At 53.6% G+C, this 13,985-nt stretch carries 9 protein-coding genes; 5 read left to right on the top strand and 4 right to left on the bottom strand.

Features of this window, described 5'->3' with window-relative positions:
• Nucleotides 1-34 precede the first annotated feature (34 nt).
• Together GW579_RS23755 and GW579_RS04180 are read right to left on the bottom strand one after the other, a co-directional pair.
• On the bottom strand, nucleotides 35-1,555 hold the full coding sequence (locus GW579_RS23755) for a hypothetical protein (protein WP_206738751.1): 1,521 nt from the start codon (nucleotides 1,553-1,555) through the stop codon (nucleotides 35-37).
• A gap of 193 nt (nucleotides 1,556-1,748) precedes the next feature.
• Nucleotides 1,749-3,548, bottom strand: coding sequence for a sodium:solute symporter family transporter (locus GW579_RS04180; RefSeq protein ID WP_165057742.1), 1,800 nt, complete (start codon nucleotides 3,546-3,548; stop codon nucleotides 1,749-1,751).
• A gap of 241 nt (nucleotides 3,549-3,789) precedes the next feature.
• Here GW579_RS04180 and GW579_RS04175 point away from each other — a divergent pair, with 241 nt between their 5' ends.
• The 4 genes from GW579_RS04175 to GW579_RS04160 all read left to right on the top strand — a co-directional run bounded on the left by GW579_RS04175 (nucleotide 3,790) and on the right by GW579_RS04160 (nucleotide 8,852).
• Nucleotides 3,790-5,127: an alginate lyase family protein gene (locus GW579_RS04175; protein WP_165057740.1), complete on the top strand. Its 1,338-nt coding sequence runs from the start codon at nucleotides 3,790-3,792 to the stop codon at nucleotides 5,125-5,127.
• Nucleotides 5,124-7,262: a heparinase II/III domain-containing protein gene (locus tag GW579_RS04170; RefSeq protein WP_165057738.1), complete on the top strand. Its 2,139-nt coding sequence runs from the start codon at nucleotides 5,124-5,126 to the stop codon at nucleotides 7,260-7,262. The genes GW579_RS04175 and GW579_RS04170 overlap by 4 nt, the downstream gene beginning before the upstream one ends.
• A 10-nt stretch (nucleotides 7,263-7,272) precedes the next feature.
• Complete coding sequence (locus GW579_RS04165) at nucleotides 7,273-8,049, top strand: SDR family NAD(P)-dependent oxidoreductase (RefSeq protein ID WP_165057736.1); 777 nt, start codon at nucleotides 7,273-7,275, stop codon at nucleotides 8,047-8,049.
• A gap of 92 nt (nucleotides 8,050-8,141) precedes the next feature.
• Nucleotides 8,142-8,852 (top strand): FadR/GntR family transcriptional regulator, encoded by a 711-nt coding sequence (locus tag GW579_RS04160; protein WP_152327124.1) that lies wholly within the window; start codon nucleotides 8,142-8,144, stop codon nucleotides 8,850-8,852.
• Between the two features lie 143 nt (nucleotides 8,853-8,995).
• Here GW579_RS04160 and nifJ read toward each other — a convergent pair whose 3' ends face one another.
• Both nifJ and GW579_RS04150 read right to left on the bottom strand, forming a co-directional pair.
• On the bottom strand, nucleotides 8,996-12,526 hold the full coding sequence (gene nifJ / locus GW579_RS04155) for a pyruvate:ferredoxin (flavodoxin) oxidoreductase (RefSeq protein WP_165057734.1): 3,531 nt from the start codon (nucleotides 12,524-12,526) through the stop codon (nucleotides 8,996-8,998).
• A 239-nt stretch (nucleotides 12,527-12,765) separates the two neighbouring features.
• Nucleotides 12,766-13,422, bottom strand: coding sequence for an MgtC/SapB family protein (locus GW579_RS04150; protein ID WP_152327126.1), 657 nt, complete (start codon nucleotides 13,420-13,422; stop codon nucleotides 12,766-12,768).
• 249 nt (nucleotides 13,423-13,671) lie between these two features.
• Between GW579_RS04150 and GW579_RS04145 the strand changes: the two genes are divergently transcribed.
• On the top strand, nucleotides 13,672-13,956 hold the full coding sequence (locus GW579_RS04145; RefSeq protein WP_152327127.1) for a putative hemolysin: 285 nt from the start codon (nucleotides 13,672-13,674) through the stop codon (nucleotides 13,954-13,956).
• Nucleotides 13,957-13,985 lie beyond the last annotated feature (29 nt).

Raw genomic sequence — 13,985 nt, 5'->3', positions numbered from 1 at the left:
TTCCATCCAGAATGTCCTGCATCCCTATTACCTATTACGGAATAGTTATCTTCGAATTATAGATGAACAACGTTTTATCTTCATAGGTCAGAACTTCATCAGGAATTCCAACCTGCTGTTTGATCGCGTCTAATCGGCGGTTCATTTCAGAATCTGGCTGCGAATTCTGTATCGCCGGGATAGAAATGAATTGTCTCTGAGGCGCTTTTTCAAAATAAGTGGGTGTTAACCATGTGCTGAATGTTTGAGAACGAACTTCGTCGAACTGAATACGATACGTTTTCTTATCGAATAGAACAGGTGAAATATGTATCTCATTATTCGATAGCCAGTTAACGGTATTAGAGGAAAGCCAGTAATCTGAATATCCAAAGAAGAGTTTGTGCTCTTTTAAAAAATCAATATAAGACAGGGTTTGTTTTTCCTGATCATATAAAGGTGATTTTATTACAGTGTAAGAGTATAGCGAAGAGAAAACAAATAGGGTGAATGCCAGAACGATTAAAATGTTCCTTTTATAACTGAAGCATAATGCTCCAATGACAAAACTGAAACAAATTGCGTTTATAAAGAATCTGGCGCTAATATCCGCGGGGGTGGTGTAACTGATAATAAATGACGAAATAATGCCAGCAATGGTAAGTGCACTGAATATAGCAATGAATGTAGATTCTTTTCCACGCTGCAAACAATCATATATCGAGTATATAACTATCAACGACCAAACGATAAAAGAGCTTACATAAGCAATTTGGGCATCAATAAAGAAAATATTCATACTGCGGCCGATGATTTTCACCATCCATGCAGCATTTTCTGCCCATAAATCAAAGGGGACAAGCTTAAAGTGCTGAACAGGCAGTCCCAATATTCTGGGGATGACATGAGTCATAGCGAGAATAAATGTTATGCCGAATATTACTGTATTTTTCCAGTTCGATTTTTCCTTCCAGGAGAAATAGATTTGCACCAGCAAAATAGGTAAGAAATAGGTTGCCAAAAACCAGGGGTCGGATACTGCAGATAGAAGCGCTATCAAGCTATATAATATTGTTATTCTGGTAGAGTTTTTCTTAATATTATAGAAACAGAGAGCGAAGGTGAATATGCCAAAAAAATTGGTAGAGTTATGAGAAAAAGGGTGCGCTATAAACCCAAACGTGTAGACGTAAGCCGGTAAAAAAATCAAAGCACTCATTGCAAGGAACGATGCCTTGCTTTTATTTGTCGAGTTCAGTATCCACGTTATGATAATGGCGGAAAGTGAAACGAAAAGAGATGTTGATATTATTAAAGGGATCTTGCCATCATCAGAAAGTACAAAGAAGAAGAAAAAATTGATTGGATAGACAGTAAAATACCAATTGTCAGGGGTCGGTTTCCAGTACTTAATTACTGAAAAGCCATTTTCCAGCATTTCTCTCCAAACTAGTGGGCTGTTTGCCGCATCTGGCTCGATAGGGAAATAACGGTTTGTGAGAAAATAGGCACAAATTATGCTTAAAATAGTAACTGCAAAATAAATGAACACGTCGGAATTTATTATTTTCTTCACTGCATTTTTTCCCTGGCATGGTATTGATCATCATTAATTTAAAACCCTAATGAAGATCAGTTAAGTAAATTCATATTTCAGAATTTTACCAGTGGTGCCCGTCGAAGGAAAGTGTTTGTAGTTTCTAAAAAATGCAGTGCGTTTGCCTCACAATGCGCTGCATTTTCTTGAAATTCGATTTCTATCCGCACGATTACCGCTGTGAAGTCGCGATGTTGCGTTTCGCGGCCTTGCCTTCTTTTGCGGCTTTCATGCCTTTCTCCGCACTGCGATGTAAAACCCAGCCGAAGACAAGTATCGACAGCGCGCAAATCAGGAAAAGAACGCGGCCCCATAACGGGTTAGGCACCAGCACCATCAGCAGCAAACCGGCCCCCATATACAGGGATATCCGGCCAATTTTATCGCGTTGCAGCCGGTCGAATTCATCCTGTTCGTTATCGGCATACACCGGCGTTTCCATATCGGTGAAAAACTGCTGACGCTGAGTTTCACGGGCTTTCGCATTCTCGCGGTAGAACAGGGTGGTCAGGCAGAAAAACCCGCCGGTGAAGACCAGATGCGAGAAGATATTCCACATAATCGCTACATCCAGCATCTCGCGCGTGGTCAACGTAATACCCAGTAAACGGGCGACATCTGGCGCGGTAAACACGTTAGCGATGATGTAAGACACACATAATCCGAACAACACCGTGGCCCACGCCGCCCAGTCCGGCGTTTTGCGGATGAACACGCCAAGAAACAGTGGCACGATAATCGGTGCCTGCATCAGCGTGCCGACCTTCATCATCAGGTCGAACAGGCTGACGGTCTGCATTGTGTGCATATACTGCGCCACCAGGATCACGAGTACGCCGTTGACCACGCACGTGGCCTGACCGACGCGCAGCTGATACTTGTCGCTGCGTTCTGTGTTGCGGTTAACAATGGGCGTCCAGAAACTGCGTACAAAAATCCCTGAATTACGGTTCAGCGCGCAGTCCATCGACGACATCGTCGCGGCAAATAATCCCGCCATCAGCAGGCCAACGGTGCCCACCGGCATCGCGCGTTCGGCGAAAATCAGATACACCGCATCGGTAGCATTTTTCCCCAGCTCCGGGTGTGCGGTTGCGGCGTCAGGATAAAGAATAGCCACCGCCCACGGCGGGATAAACCAAATCACTGTGCCAGTCAGCATCAGAATCAGCGCAAACAGCGCCGCTTTTTTGGCGTTAAAACTGTCTTTGGCATTCAGAAAACGGTAAGAATCTTGCAGGTTATTAATGCTCTGCACGTTCTTGATAAAGAAAAACAGGAAACAGGCGACCAGCAGGGAAATGTAATGCGGGCCGACGTCCGGGCCGGTGAAAAAGCCGGACGGGAATTCTGTCACCAGTTTGACCGGGCCACCGACCTTGAACAGCGCGACCACCGCACAGGCAATCGAAATAATCGCCACCACCAGCGTCTGCACAAAATCACTCGCCACCACCCCCCATGCGCCGCTCAGTAAAGAAATCACCAGTACCACCAGACCGGTGACCCACAGCGTCAGCGTAATGTCGTGCCGGAACACCGCGCTGGCAAACACCGCCAGACTGTTCAGCCATACGCCCGCGCTGAGAATGCTCGGCGGAATAATCATCCAGGTGAAAAACTGTTCGTTACCTTTGCCGAATCGATGGTTGATGGCCTCTGTGGCAGTATCGACCCGAAGCTGGCGGAAACGGGCGGCGAACCACCACCATGCCACCAGATAGCCGAACACGTTACCGGCGAACACGCTCACCACGTTGAAACCGTAGCGGTAAGCCTGTCCGGCGGCACCGGTGAAAGTCCAGGCGCTGAACTGAATCATGAACGCGGTGGCGCCCACCATCCACCAGAGCATGCGCCCGCCGCCGCGGAAATAGTGGCTCGACGAGCCGGAAGCCATCTTTTTGAACGCATAACTGATGGCAATCATTAAAACGAAGTAACCGATCATGACCAGAACATTGATATCCATTGTCGTTACTCTCTCGTTTGCAGGGGAGGTTTTTGGTTATGTATTGAGCAAGCGTAGAAGAGGAGATTTAAATTAAAAGTCCGACAAATAAGAAATGCTTAGTTTGTTATCGATTTGTGAGGCTGGTCACTTGTTGGGCTATTTGTGTGCTTTTAAGCCCATTCTGACTGGCGCTTCGAATCATTCATTGCTTTATTTGTATTACTAAAGCGCGCTAACCCTTTTTAATTCCGGAGAAAGCATGACGTTTATTCAGTGCCGTACCGCTGATGTTAAACAGCTCGCCGTCGTGGCGATGATGGCGTTTTGCAGCGCAGGTGCGCTGGCGGCAGAACCGGCATTTCTGAACACGGCGCAGCTGAACGTGGTTCGCCAGCAACTGCATGAAAATACCGCTGCACCGCAAACGCAGGATGCTTACCGGCACCTGCTGGCGGCGGCGGATTCCGCGCTGAAAAAGCCCGACCTGAGCGTGACAGACAAAGGCATGACGCCGCCCTCCGGCTCGAAGCACGATTACCTCAGCCTGAGCGCTTACTGGTGGCCGGACAGCAGCAAAGCGGACGGGTTGCCGTGGATCCGTAAAGACGGGCGCGTCAATCCGGCGAGTAAAAACGAGCAGAGTGACGGCGTGCGGCTGGCGGATTTCACCGCGCGGGTGCAGAACCTGACGCTGGCCTGGTATTTCTCCGGCGAACAGAAGTATGCCGATAAAGCTGCCAGCCTGCTGCGGGCGTGGTTTATTACGCCGGAAACGCGCATGGATCCGAACCTGAATTATGCGCAGGGCGTGCCGGGTATTTCAGCCGGACGAAACGCCGGTGTGCTGGACGGTCGTTACTTCTCCACGCGCATTGTGGATTCGCTGGTTTTGCTGCACGGGAATCGGGCGTGGACGGACAATGACGATCAGCAAATCCGCGTCTGGATGCAGGATTATCTGACCTGGCTTCAGGGCAGCAAAATCGCTAAAAAAGAGGGCCTCACGCAGAACAATCACGGTAACTGGTATGTCACTCAGGTGTCCGGCATTGCGTGGTATCTCGGCGATAAAGCGGTGATCCGCGATATGGCAAAACTGATGGAAAGTAAGCTGGATATTCAGCTCAAGCCCGACGGCACGCAGCCCGCTGAACTGGCGCGCACCCGTTCGTTCCATTACAGCTATTTCAATTTGCAGGCGATCAGCATGATGGCGGTGCTGGCGCAGAAAAACGGCATCGACCTCTGGCACTACAAAACACCACAAGGCGGCGGGCTGCTGACCTCGCTGGATTTTATGGCGCGTTACACGGACTCGTCCGTGCCGTGGCCATATAAAACCATCGACCAGATCCGCGTGCGGCCTGTGCCATTACTATCGTGGGCGGATAACGGCACTGGCGGGCAACGTTACGAACAGCAAATCCGCCGCGCCAGGTTTGAACTGCCGTCTGCCGGTAAACCCGCCGCGGGCGGGTATCATGAAGACGTCACGCGCGGCGCGGTGATGGAGGCGGAACGCGAAACCTGGCTGTTATCGCTGCCGGCGTTTTCGGCCGGTTATGTCGCACCGCAGGTCGCCGGAGGCAAAAAATGAGACTCTGGAAACCGCTGCTGATAAGCCCCGACGATGCCCAACAATTACGGGCGCAGAGAGACGCCGAAACGCTGCCTGGCGCGGTGCTTCGCGAAAACATCGCCGCACTGGAAACGTTCATGGCGCAACCGGCGCCGGTACCCGGTCACGGCGAAGCGGGCGGCGCGGAACATCATCAGCACAAACAAAATTACGTCTACATCAATCTGGCCGGACGACTTTTTTTGATCACCGGCGAGCGGCGTTACCGGGATTTCGCGCTTTCACTGCTGAACGGTTACGCCGATATTTACCCGACCCTGGGCAGCGCGACCAGTAAAGACAGCAACGCGCCGGGCCGGATTTTCCATCAGACGCTCAATGAAAATATGTTCTGGCTGTACGCCGTCGAAGGCTATCACTGCCTGATACCGTCGCTCAGGCAGCCTGAGCGTTCGCACATCGAAGACCACCTGTTTCGCGTGATGGCGGATGACGCACTCAGCCGCCATGCGAAAGATTTCGATATCGTGCATAACCACGGGATCTGGTCGGTCGCGGCGGCCGCCATCAGCGGGTACGCGCTGCAAGATGATTCGCTGGTTGAAAAGGCGCTGTACGGGCTGAAAGGCGACAGCGAAAGTGGCGGTTTTTTTGCGCAGCTCAGCCAGCTGTTTTCGCCGGACGGTTACTATATTGAAGGGCCGTATTACCATCGTTTTGCACTGCGTCCGTTGTTACTGCTGGCGGAAGTGATTGATCGCCGGCAGCCGGAATTGCAGATCTTTCAGTTCCGCGACGAGATTATCCGCAAAACCTGCGAAGCATTAATCCTCACCGCATTCCCCGACGGCACCTGGCCTGCGCTCAATGATTCATCGAAAACGATCAACATCAGCGACGACGGCGCGGTGATTGCTGCCAACGTCTGTTATCACCGTTATCATCAGGATCCGCGCTGGCTCGCCGTCGCACAAAAACAGCAAACCGTCTGGCTGAATGCCGCCGCGCTGGCGCTTTCCGCTGCGTTATCTGATTCACCTCCGCTGCCCCTAAACCGTGAAAGCGTTGAACTTCGCGACGGGCCGGAAGGGCAACACGGGGGGATCGGGATTTTGCGCAGTGGTGAAGAAAACCAGACCATGGCGCTGATGTGGTACGGCCAGCATGGCAGCATTCCGCGCCTGCATTCGGCGCTGAACCACGGGCATTTCGACGGGTTGCATCTGAGCCTGTTTAATCACGGGCGCGAGTTCTTGCGCGACTACGGATTTGGCCGCTGGGTTAACGTCGAGCCGAAATTCGGCGGGCGTTATATTCCCGAGAACAACACTTACTGCAAGCAAACCGTCGCGCACAATACGGTCGTCGTTGACGGTCAGAGCCAGAACGGCGGGCAAAGTCTGCAAGCTGAAAAGCGTTCCGGCCAGCGGCATTTCTTTGTCACGCAGGCTCAGGCCGGGCAGGGCATGAGTGCACGTTTGCACGATTACACCCCTGGTGTTGAACAGCAACGCACCGTTCTGCTGCTTGATTTACCGGAGTTTTCCTCCCCGCTAATCGTCGATGTTTTCCGTCTTACCAGCGACCAGCCGCATCGTTACGATTATTGCCTGCATCATCTCGGCCAGTTTGTGCGCAGCGATACAACGCTGAAAGCCGCTGGTGAACTGAAACCGCTGGGCGAAAACCACGGCTATCAGCATCTCTGGGATTGCGCACGCGGCGCAGTGCCCGCCGGTGATTCTGCGCTGTTCAGCTGGCTGGACGGCGGAACTTACCGGACGCTCATCAGCGCATTCCCCGACGGCGGCGAACTGATCGTCGCCCGCACCGGCGCAAACGATCCGCATTTCAACCTGCGCAGCGAACCGGCGTTGCTGCTGCGCACGCACGGTTCTGATGCCATTTTTGCCAGCGTATTTGAAACCCACGGTTATTTTGACGAAGCGACTGAAACCTCGCTCGACGCAAGAGGGAAAGTCTTACAGGTCCGCGTGGTCAGCCACGACGACCGTCAAACCGAACTGAATATTCTGTGCACCGGCAACCGGACATTAAATGTCCTCATCAGTAACGGTCCGACACCGGATGCGGAAAACGCCTTCAGCACGGCGTGGCGAGCCGTCTCATCTCTGAACATTCCCGAGTCATAAAGGAGTCATCATGTTTAACGATCTGAAAGACAAGCGAGTTCTGATTACCGGTTCAACGAAAGGCATCGGTCTGGCAGCGGCGCAGGCCTTTGCGGCAGCAGGGGCGAAAGTCGGAATTAACGGTCATCGCCACGATGAGAGCCTCGGTAAACTGGCTGCCGCTATTGCCAAAAATGGCGGCGAAGTGGCGTACTTTGGTGCCGACGTGACGAAGTCTGCGGAATGCGAAGCGCTGGTCGCCAATTTTGTCGAACGTTTTGGCGGCATCGACGTGCTGGTCAATAACGCAGGCGGGCTGGGCGGTCGTCAGGGGTTAGAAAATATCGACGACGAATTTTATGACCACGTTATGGATCTTAACGCCCGCTCGGCGCTGATGGTGACGAAATTCGCCATTCCGCATTTGCGCCACGCGGCAAAACAAAGCGGTAAAACCACGTCAGTGATCAGTACCGGTTCGATTGCCGGACGCGAAGGCGGCGGGCCCGGCGCGAGCTTGTACGCGGCGTCCAAAGCCTGGCTGCACAACGTCCACCGCAACTGGGTGAAGGAATTCACCAAAGACAATATCCGCTTCAACGTCATTGCACCGGGCACTATCGACACGGTTTTCCACGCAGATAAAAGTGCGGAGGTGCGTGAGAAAATCGCCGGTTCTATTGCCATGGGGCGCTTTGGCACCAGCGAAGAACTGGCACCCAGCTTTCTGTTTTTTGCTTCCCATGCGTGCAGCGGTTACATCACCGGCCAGATATTAGACGTCAACGGCGGGCAGATGGCGCCATAGCGCACAGTTTGTGAGTTTAGCGCGACGCCCGCATGCAGCGCGGCGTCGCCTGAACTATGATGTCGGCAATCTGCACAGAAAAAGGGAAGCGAATGACGATGCAGTTTGAAACCGCCGCAGGCATGACCCGTGGCCTCAACACCCACATTGCCCGCGATATTGCCCGCAAAATCCTCTCCGGCGAACTGGCACCCGGCGCCATTTTGCCCAGCGAAATCGACCTCGGCGAACAGTTTGGGGTCAGCCGCACCGCGCTGCGTGAAGCCCTGAAACTGCTGACGTCAAAAGGTTTGCTGGAATCTCGCCCGAAAATCGGCACCCGTGTTAAAGAGCGTCCGCAGTGGAACATGCTCGATCCGCAACTGCTGGAATGGATGCAGGGCATGGAAGCCACGGAAGAGATTTATCATCAGTTTCTTGAATTCCGCAAAGCGATCGAACCACATGCCACGGCGCTGGCAGCGGTGAACGCCAGCAAAGAGCAACGCATTGAGCTGTCACGGATTTACCGCCAGATGTGCCACGTTTCCGAGAATTTCAATGCGCAGGCGTGGGTAAATATCGATACCCAGTTTCACCGGATGATTTTCATCTCCTCCGGCAACTGTTTTTATGTCCCGTTCGGTAATGTGCTGACGACGATTTTTAAGTGGTTTTTCGAATACTCGTCGAAGGAAGGCGGCATGTGCCTGAACGAGCATAAAAAGATTTACGAAGCGATTATGGCAGGGGATGAGGGAGCCGCGTATTCGGCTTCGCTGGGGTTAATGAAGGGGCATAAGCATCGGCTTCAGCGGGAGTAATTTAGGTTTTCAATTGCAGTGATCGCATCTCATAAATCAAGACCTTGGGTTGCCACCCAAACCGGCCTCAAGGAGCACCTGTCGCCGCACTCCCAAGTCGGTGTGGGCTGGCGCCCACGACCTTGATTTTAAAGACCCAAAACTTACGACTCAGACTCGCTCTTCTTCCCCGCGAGCATCGCCAAAAAGTCATATTTCTGCTGCAATTCCTTCTCCGCCGCGGCATACAACTGCGCCGCCACTTCCGGTTGTTGCGCATTAAGCCTTCTGAACCGCTGCTCATTATTGAGCGTATCGGTCAGCCCGCTGGAAGGCGGCCTTGAATCGAGTGCCAGCGCCGGTTTGCCTTCTTCCACGCGACGCGGATCAAACCGGTACAGCGGCCAGAAACCGGTGGTGGTCAGCTGTTTCATCTGATCATGGCTGAGCGCCAGATCGTAGCCGTGCTCTTCGCACGGGCTGTACGCGATGACAAGCGACGGCCCCGGATAAGCTTCGGCTTCCTGAATCGCCTTCACCGTCTGGTTGAGCTGCGCGCCGAGGGAGATTTGCGCCACATACACATGACCATACATCATCATGCTCACACCCAGATCTTTACGGGATTTGCGCTTGCCCTGTTCGGCGAATTTCGTGACCGCACCCAGCGGCGTGGCTTTCGACTGCTGTCCGCCGGTGTTGGAATAACACTGGGTATCGAGTACCAGCACGTTGACGTTTTCCGTCAGGCTCAGGACATGATCCAGCCCGCCGAAACCGATGTCATACGCCCAGCCGTCGCCGCCGATCAGCCAGATGGATTTATCCACCAGATAATCCGCGTCGGTCGCCAGCTGACGCGCGTCTGGTGTATCAATGTCGGCCAGAATTTTACGCAGCGCGGTGACGTGGCCGCGTTTAACTTCCGGCGTGGACGTTTCATCGCGAAGGCCGCCCAGCACATCGGCCGGAATATGCGGTTCCAGCGATTCCACCAGACGCAGCACGCGGCGGCGATGCTGATCGACCGTCAGACGGAAGCCCAGCCCGAACTCGGCGTTGTCTTCAAACAGTGAGTTCGCCCACGCCGGACCGCGGCCATCGGCGTTGGTGGTGTAAGGTGTTGACGGTAAATTACCGCCGTAAATGGACGAACAGCCGGTGGCGTTGGCAATCAGCAAACGGTCGCCGTACAGCTGCGTCAGCAGTTTGATGTAAGGCGTTTCGCCACAACCGGAACAGGCACCGGAATACTCAAACAGCGGCGTAATCAGCTGCGAGGTGCGGATATCAATGCGTTCCAGCGTGGTTTTATCGATTTCCGGCAGCCTGAGGAAGAAGTCATAGTTGGCGCGTTCTTCTTCCAGGTGCTCAATGCGGTCAGCCATGTTAATGGCTTTAATGGACGGATCCTGACGGTCTTTCGCCGGGCAGACTTCCACGCACAAATTACACCCGGTGCAGTCTTCGGGCGCGACCTGCAATACGTATTTCTGGCCGCGCATGTCACGGGATTTAACGTCCAGCGATTGCAGCGCGGCAGGGGCGTTTTCCATGGCGTCCGGCTGAACCACTTTGGCGCGAATGGCCGAGTGCGGGCAGGCGGCGACGCAGTGGTTACACTGCGTACACAGATCCGGCTTCCAGATCGGCACTTCTTCAGCAATGTTACGTTTTTCCCACTGCGTGGTACCGGTCGGCCAGGTGCCATCCGGCGGGAAGGCAGAAACCGGCAGGGCGTCGCCAAGCCCGGCCAGCATGGTGGCGGTGACGGTTTTGACGAAATCCGGTGCATCGTCGGAAACAATGGGCGGACGTTTGCGCGGATTTTCCGGAATGGCCTGCAACGGCACGGCAACCAGTTCTTCCAGCGTGGCGGCCAGCGCCATCCAGTTGCGCGTGACCACGTCTTCGCCTTTGCTGCTGTAACTGCGGGCAATCGCGCCCTGCAATTCTTTCAGCGCTTCGTCACCCGGCAGGATTTGCGTCAGGTGGAAGAACGCCATCTGCATGACGGTGTTAATGCGCGCGCCGAGTTTGCACTCGCGGGCAATTTTCGCCGCGTTAATCACGTAGAAACGGGCTTCGCGCTGAATCAGCGTCGCCTGCACTTCCAGCGGTAACCGCACCCAGACTTCATCGGCGCTGAACGGTGTGTTAAGCAGGAAAATCCCGCCATGACGCAGACGTTCTGCCATCTGATACAGATCGATAAACTGCCACTGGTGGCAGGCAACGAAATGCGCCTGACTGACCAGATACGCGGATTTGATCGGCTTTTCACTGACGCGCAGATGCGAAACCGTCAGGCCACCGGCCTTTTTGGAGTCGTAGACGAAATAACCCTGCGCATACATCGGCGTGCTGTTACCGATGATCTTGATGTTGTTTTTGGTCGCCGATACAGAACCGTCGCTGCCCAGCCCGTAGAACAGGGCTTCGAGTGAGGCGCGCTCAGACAACTCTTCTTCAACCACCGGCAGGGAAAGCCCGGTGACGTCGTCATAAATGCCGACGGTGAAGCGCGGACGCGGTTTGCTGAGCGCCAGCTCGCGGAACACCGACAGTACGCAGTCCGGCCCGAATTCTTTTGACGATAATCCGTAACGGCCGCCGATCACTTTCGGCAGCGAATCGCGCTCGCCGCTGTTATAGGCCTCAGCCAGCGCGGTCATGATATCGAGATACAGCGGTTCGGCCAGCGCGCCCGGCTCTTTGGTGCGGTCCAGCACGGCAATGCTTTTCACGGATTGCGGCAGTACGGCCAGCAAATGTTCAGCGCTGAACGGACGGTATAAACGCACTTTCAGCACGCCAACCTTCTCACCGCGCGCATTCAGGGTTTCGATGACTTCTTCGGCGGTGCCGATCCCGGAACCCATCAGCACGATCACGCGTTCTGCCTGCGGATCGCCGACGTATTCGAACGGCTTATATTCGCGGCCGGTGAGGGCGGCGAACGCATTCATGGCGTCGATCACGTGCTGGCAGGTGGCGTTGTAATACGGATTGGTGGCTTCGCGTGACTGGAAATAAGTGTCAGGGTTGGCGGACGTGCCGCGGATCACCGGATGATCCGGTGACAAGGCGCGGGCGCGGTGTGCGTCAATCTGCGCCTGCGGCAGCATCTGCTGGAGCGTGTCGTCGCTCAGCGGCGCGATTTTATTGATTTCATGTGAGGTCCGGAAACCGTCGAAGAAATGGATAAATGGCACGCGGCTGTTCAGGCTGGCGACCTGGGCAATCAGCGCGAAATCCTGCGCTTCCTGTACGCTGGCGGCAGAGAGCAGGGCGCAACCGGTCTGGCGCACGGCCATAACGTCGGAATGATCGCCGAAAATAGACAACGCGTGCGTCGCAACGGTACGCGCCGCAACGTGCAGGACAAACGGCGTCAGCTGACCGGCCAGTTTGTACAACACCGGGATCATCAGCAACAGACCCTGCGACGAGGTGAAAGAGGTCGACAGCGCGCCGGTTTGTAATGCGCCGTGGACGGTGGAAATCGCACCGGCCTCAGACTGCATTTCCATTACCGTCGGGACATCGCCCCACAAATTTTTCTTCCCTTCGCCAGACCAGGCACCGGCAATTTCGGCCATGGTAGAACTGGGAGTGATCGGGTAGATGGCAATGACTTCGTTGGTGCGATAAGCCACGGAAGCGACTGCGTTATTACCGTCAGTGGTGATCATGGAATACCCTTTGCTTTGCTCACAAAAAGGCCGGAAAACAGTAATTTTCACCGGCAATAATTATAAAAGCTTAGCAGAGGGGGGATTAATCAATTTATCCTGATTGTGTGCAGGGGTTTTTAACCTTGCTTTTTAGAGGGTTATGAGCAACGGGGCGGTTTCAGGAATAGTCGTAGCCGCTGAAAGGAATAACCGGAGAGTCAGCGGCGAAATAGGGAAATTCGCGCGGTGAACGGCGTTTAATTAATATCGATGCGTTTTATTCCTTTCACCGACATCAGTGCTTCATAAAGTTTGTCGACGCTTTGTTTAGGCCGCAGGATAACGTCCAGAATCAGTTCACATTTGCTTTCATCTTCATCGCGCTGATTGATTTTGATATGGCCGGGGCGAATACGCATCTTCTGTAATGCGACTAAAACCGCAGGCACACTTTCCGGCAATAAACGTATTTCGATTAAATGGTGATGACCGACCCAGTGATTGCTGATCTGGCGAAAAACTTCCAGCACAATTAAGGTCATAAAAGCGCCATATATCCCGATCTCATACAGACCGCTACCAATCACCAGACCGATGGCGGCAGTGACCCATAATCCGGCGGCGGTGGTTAATCCCTTAACAATTTGCTTCTGGATAATGATGGTCCCGGCCCCGAGAAAGCCCATCCCGCTGACCACCTGCGCTGCCACGCGGCTGGGGTCAAAACTAACGTGCGTTTGCATCAGAATATCGGCGAAGCCGTATTTCGACACAATCATAAACATGGCGCTGCCAATCCCCACCAGAATATGAGTACGTAATCCGGCTTCTTTGGCGCGTAATTGACGTTCGATGCCGATCAATCCGCCCAAAGCACCGGCCAGGGCGATCCGCAGTAAGAAATCTGTCAGCATGTATTGCTCCTTTATCGTTATATTTCCCGTTCTAATTCAGGAGGAAAAGCGGTTAATCACTCTCTATTTTATGAGTCAAAGAAATAACCAGACGAAATAAAATGTGTCGGAGTGTTTAATTTTGGAATTATTTTAGGAAAAAGTTGATGTTATTTCGCCAACAGGCTCGACGCAGGTGAAAAACCTCGGATATGATGGCGATTCGAAAAAATTCCCCGCATTACCCAAAATCATTCAGGAGCAGGACAGATGATCACTGCGTTTCGCGTGTTACTGGCCGCCGGTGTGCTGGTGTTAGCCGCATGCAGCAGCCACGACGATTCGGCTGACGTTCCCCAAAAAGGCAACAGCGTGAATGTCGGTCAGCGTACCGTCAATATGGACAGCCCGGCCTATGCAGCCTGTTCAATGGCGGGCGGGCAACTCAGATTAGCGCCACAGCTCGATGGCAGCCGCGTCGGGATGTGCTCGATGGCGAATGGTCGTCAGTGCTCTGAAGCCGCGTTGATGCAAGGGCGTTGTACTGCGGGTTAAAATAGCCAGACGTGTGTCTGGCTTTTTCA

It is taken from the genome of Rahnella contaminans (assembly GCF_011065485.1).
Lineage (GTDB): Bacteria > Pseudomonadota > Gammaproteobacteria > Enterobacterales > Enterobacteriaceae > Rahnella > Rahnella contaminans.
The sequence above is the reverse complement of the archived record's forward strand: the minus strand, read 5'-3'. Positions and strand labels throughout refer to the sequence as shown.

Coding starts and splice junctions, on each gene's coding strand:
- nifJ (WP_165057734.1), bottom strand. CDS start 12,526: ATGATCACCACTGACGGTAATAACGCAGTCGCTTCCGTGGCTTATCGC.
- GW579_RS04175 (WP_165057740.1), top strand. CDS start 3,790: ATGACGTTTATTCAGTGCCGTACCGCTGATGTTAAACAGCTCGCCGTC.
- GW579_RS04160 (WP_152327124.1), top strand. CDS start 8,142: ATGACGATGCAGTTTGAAACCGCCGCAGGCATGACCCGTGGCCTCAAC.
- GW579_RS04165 (WP_165057736.1), top strand. CDS start 7,273: ATGTTTAACGATCTGAAAGACAAGCGAGTTCTGATTACCGGTTCAACG.
- GW579_RS04145 (WP_152327127.1), top strand. CDS start 13,672: ATGATCACTGCGTTTCGCGTGTTACTGGCCGCCGGTGTGCTGGTGTTA.
- GW579_RS04170 (WP_165057738.1), top strand. CDS start 5,124: ATGAGACTCTGGAAACCGCTGCTGATAAGCCCCGACGATGCCCAACAA.
- GW579_RS04150 (WP_152327126.1), bottom strand. CDS start 13,422: ATGCTGACAGATTTCTTACTGCGGATCGCCCTGGCCGGTGCTTTGGGC.
- GW579_RS04180 (WP_165057742.1), bottom strand. CDS start 3,548: ATGGATATCAATGTTCTGGTCATGATCGGTTACTTCGTTTTAATGATT.